Source organism: Limnohabitans sp. 2KL-1 (assembly GCF_003063435.1).
GTDB lineage: Bacteria > Pseudomonadota > Gammaproteobacteria > Burkholderiales > Burkholderiaceae_C > Limnohabitans_A.
Genome location: NZ_NESL01000022.1, coordinates 1 through 2977 on the forward strand (window position 1 = coordinate 1; position 2977 = coordinate 2977).

General features: G+C 60.3%; 1 protein-coding gene. It reads right to left on the reverse strand.

Annotated elements, in window-relative coordinates; all coding sequences use genetic code 11:
- Positions 1-260: 260 nt before the first annotated feature.
- A partial coding sequence (locus tag B9Z47_RS18310) for a VCBS domain-containing protein (protein WP_146185831.1) occupies positions 261-2977 on the reverse strand: 2717 nt, incomplete at its 5' end.

Here is a 2977-nt window from a genome sequence, read left to right on the forward strand (position 1 = left end):
CCACCTCGCCTTGGTCACAAGAGCTTTGCAGTAATGGGCCTGCTCGCCCTGCTTGGCAACGCCTTCTATGCGGTTCTTGTTCATCGGCTCACGATTTACGCTCCACGCTTCCTTCCCACGCTCGGTCACCCTCACGCAGTTGCGCTTCGCTTTGCTCACTGTGACCAGCTCGCAGCGGGACTTGCACCCGCAGGTGTGCGCCCATGCTGGGCGCACACAAAAAAAAGGGAGCCGAAAAAATTTCGGCCCCCCTTTGTTGTTTAGACCATCGCTTGCAGCAAAGTCTGGTCAACGAACAGGTTGGCACCGCTGTTGGTGTACTGGGTGTAGCTGCGTCCCACTTCGAACCCGTATTCGGCACCGTAAGTGGTTTGCAATGACGTGCCGCCCAAGTTGGTCACGGATGTCCAACCCACCAAGCCGCCATTGAGTTGCAAGGTGTTGAGGGCAGCGCCGCCGTTGCCTTGCACCACCAGCATCTTGGATTCATCCACACCCACTGTGGCCACGTTGTCGGTGCCACCGGCCAAGGCCAATACTTCGGTCAGGCCCAGCTTGAACTTGTTGCCGGAGCCTTGCTTCATGTCGATCACATTGAAGTTGTCCAGCTTGCCCATCACGGTGGTGTTGGTCAGGTCCAGGGTCAAGTTGATGCCCGACAGCTTGAGGGTGTTGATGTCGGTACCACCGTTGACGGTGGCCGTATTGGTCGTCGCGGCCAAAGCCGTCAGGCTGCTGGCGCCGAGAATGACCATGTCTTTGCCCGCGCCCGCCGCAATGGTGTCCACGCCGCCGTTGCCATACATCACGTCGGCGTTGACCGTGCCGGTCAGGGTGTCGTTCCCGCTGGTGCCCACGATGTCGCCCACAGGGGCCAGTTGGTCCACAAACAAGGTGGCCCCGTCTTTGCTGTATTGGCTGTATTGGCGTGTGGTGGAAAAACCATAGTCCACACCGTACAAAGTGGCCAGGCTGGAGCCCGACAGGCCGTTGAGCACCGTCCAGTTGGCCGCGTCTTGCAAGACCACGGCATCCCCCGCATCGGCCAGGACCACCATCATCTTGGACTCGTCCACCCCTCCTGTGGTTGCCACGTTGTCTACAGCGCCCGAGAAGGTCTGCACGGTGGCCAGGTTCAGCTTGAGCAGGTTGTTGACGCTGCTGGTGATGTCCACTGTGCTGAAGTTGTCCACCTTGCCCAGCACCGTGGGGTTGGTCAGGTCGAGCGTCAGTTCGGCACCTGTCAGCTTCAAGATGTTGACACCTGTGCCGCCATTGATGTTGGCCGTATTGGCTGCGCTCAATGCGGTCACGTTGCTGTCGTTGAGCACGACTTTGTCGTTGCCTGTGCCTGCGCTGATCACGTCAGCACCGCCGTTGCCCAGAATGACATCGTTGCCCGCAGTGCCCGTCAGAGGGTCAGCGCCACTGGTCCCCACGAAACCCGGGGCCGAGGCCACGGTGGCCACGCTCAGGGACACCGTGTCGATGGCCACCGAGTAAGCATTGGTGCCGCCCAGCGTGGTGCTGACATTGTGCTGTACGACGTTGGCACCATTGAGTGACGATTTGTTGTCGGTCGTATCCCAGGCACGGATGTTGAGGGCGTTGGCAATCACGCCTTCCACGCCCGCGTTGGGGCGGAAATACACACGGGTGCTGGCATCGGCCTTGAGCAACAACGCGGCCGTGTCCGTGATGGCAAATGAAGGCGTGTACCAGGTGACACCGCTGTCTTGCGAGAAATACACCTTGCCCAGGGCTGCATTCGCGGCCACGATGGCGATGCCTTTGGCTACAGGCGTTACGCCATCAGCGAGCGTCAAATCGGCATCGGTCACGCCACCCACCAAGGTGGAAACCAACACACCCATGGCCCCCGAAGGCGCGGTGTCGGAAACGGTGGGTGCCAATCCGGCCAAGCTGATGTTGGCTGCAGTGTCCAAAACAGGCGCGTCGTTCAAACGGGTCACGTTGACACGGGTCAGGGCTTCGGTGCTGGTGGCACTGGAGCCATCGGTCACGGCGTAATACACGTTACGCACACCACCCGACAGGTCATCACGCATGTTGCTGTACTTGACCGAGTCGAACAAGGCCTGGTACTGGGCTTGCGAAGCACTGCCTGAGAAAGTCATCACACCAGTCACGGCATTGAAGTTGCCCGTGATGGTGGCGCCTGCCGGCACCGTGTAAGTCAACTGGTCGCCCGCCACGGCGTTGCCCGTGGTCATGTCCACCACCCGAACTGTCGCGCCTTGCAAGTTGACCTGCTCCACATCGGCCAGCGTGATCGTGCCGCCACGGGCCAGAACCGGCGCGCCATTTTCAGTGAAGAAGACCTTGCCCGTAGAGCTGGTGGAAGACACCACCGTCGGCGCATCGTTGGTGCCTTTGATGTTCACGGTGATCACTTGCTGGGTGCCGTCGGCCGTGGTGACGGTGAGGGTGTCACTGTAGATTTGTCCCGACACAAACTGGTCTTGCGCCGAGTTCATGACGTAGCTCCACACACCGGTGGTGCTGATGGTGAACTTGCCGTAACCTGCACTGCCATTCACAGCGGTCTGGGCGACCACGGTGGTGGCGCTGTCCACATCTGACACCACGAGCGTGCCGTTGACTGTTTCTGCAGCGTTGGTTTCATCGATCGTTTTGCTGATGTCACCCAGGAAGGTGGCCGCATCGTTGACCGGGGTCAGGGTGATTTTGAGCGTGCTTTGCGTGGTGTTGCCCGCCGCATCGGTCACCTTGTAGGTGAAGGTCTCCACCAGGTCAGCGGTGATTTCATCGGCAGCGCTGGTGCGCGTGTAGGTGTAACTGCCGTTGGGGTTGAGCACCAGGCTGCCCTTGGCACCCGTGGCACTGCCCACGATGGCGTAGGTCTCGCTGCCGTCTTTGCTGGTGTCGTTGGTGGCCACGGTGCCGGACAAGCTGGCCACGTCTTCGTTGCCACTGTTGACATCGGCCACAGCCA